Genomic DNA, 1,064 nt, shown 5'->3' with positions numbered 1-1,064 from the left:
CCAGATAATGACACTTTATCTGGCTTTAAGGGTTATTGTTTCTTGTTAAACAAGAAGTCTGTAAATATAAGCTAAAGCCATTACGCTGCTTGGTTAGTGTGAGCTGTGACCAACTCTATAAAAGCAGTTTCAAGGGTGCTTAACGCATAATCGTCAACGATAAGACCGTCATCTAGCTGTCGTTGCACCCAGACATAAACCGCTTCATCATTATAAAGAATGGGGTCAACACCAAGTAAGGTTGCCAGCTGTACGCCTTGCTGTATTTGTAAGCTTGATAACAGCTGAGAAGCTAAGGCTTTAGTCTGTTCGCTAAACCATGTGCAGCTGTTGAGCCGCGATAGATTGTTATTCATTAGTATTCTCCTGCAGATTACTGTGTGTAAATAATGGATAAAATGACTTTCTACAGGTCAAATTATACCTATATTTTAATCTATTGCAAGAGAAAATGACCTTCTGTAGGTCTTTTTGTGCTTTTTAAGGTTATAATGTCTTATCAAAGAGTGTGTTTACTCAGGCGACTCACTGCTGTTCTCATTTATGATTTCATATAAATCACCAACATTGATTCTAAGATACGTGCATAAAGACTCGATGACATCTAGGTCAACTCGGGTGGCTTCTTCATGATACATGCGAGTAATGGTGCCACGATTGATGCCAGTATCCCTTGCGACATCGGCAATTTTAAGGCGTCTTTCGCCCATGATGGTCGATAAGTGACACTTCACCATAGTGATTTCCTCATTAACGATTAGTGGTTTTGATTGGTGAGCGGATTATAACGAATATGAGTGGCTAACGTATTCGTTTTAGTAGCTCGAATTGATATTCAATAGCGGTAATTTACCTATTAGTAGGCAGTTTATTATGCTGTCTTTAATGCAGGACGTCTATCATAATGGATAGACGCTAGTTAGAAAAGACGATGCTATTTTGACTATGAAGTATTGCTATTAGTAGTGATGTGATGTACATTTTAGTTATACTTATATACTTATATACTTATATACTTATATACTTATATACTTATATACTTATATACTTATATACTTATATAC

At 36.6% G+C, this 1,064-nt stretch carries 2 protein-coding genes; both read right to left on the bottom strand.

Annotated elements, in window-relative coordinates; genetic code table 11:
* Positions 1-80 precede the first annotated feature (80 nt).
* On the bottom strand, positions 81-356 hold the full coding sequence (locus I3254_RS01380; protein WP_238050612.1) for a hypothetical protein: 276 nt from the start codon (positions 354-356) through the stop codon (positions 81-83).
* A gap of 156 nt (positions 357-512) precedes the next feature.
* The gene (locus I3254_RS01375; RefSeq protein WP_192520660.1) at positions 513-737 is read right to left on the bottom strand and encodes a helix-turn-helix transcriptional regulator; all 225 of its coding nucleotides are present in this window, start codon (positions 735-737) and stop codon (positions 513-515) included.
* Positions 738-1,064: the final 327 nt, after the last annotated feature.

This window comes from Psychrobacter sp. Ps2, from assembly GCF_022129405.1.
Classification (GTDB): Bacteria; Pseudomonadota; Gammaproteobacteria; order Pseudomonadales; family Moraxellaceae; genus Psychrobacter.
The sequence above is the reverse complement of the archived record's forward strand: the minus strand, read 5'-3'. Positions and strand labels throughout refer to the sequence as shown.

What these genes read in the sequence shown, in the direction of transcription:
- I3254_RS01380 (WP_238050612.1), bottom strand. Translation starts at nt 356, where the DNA reads ATGAATAACAATCTATCGCGGCTCAACAGCTGCACATGGTTTAGCGAA.
- I3254_RS01375 (WP_192520660.1), bottom strand. Translation starts at nt 737, where the DNA reads ATGGTGAAGTGTCACTTATCGACCATCATGGGCGAAAGACGCCTTAAA.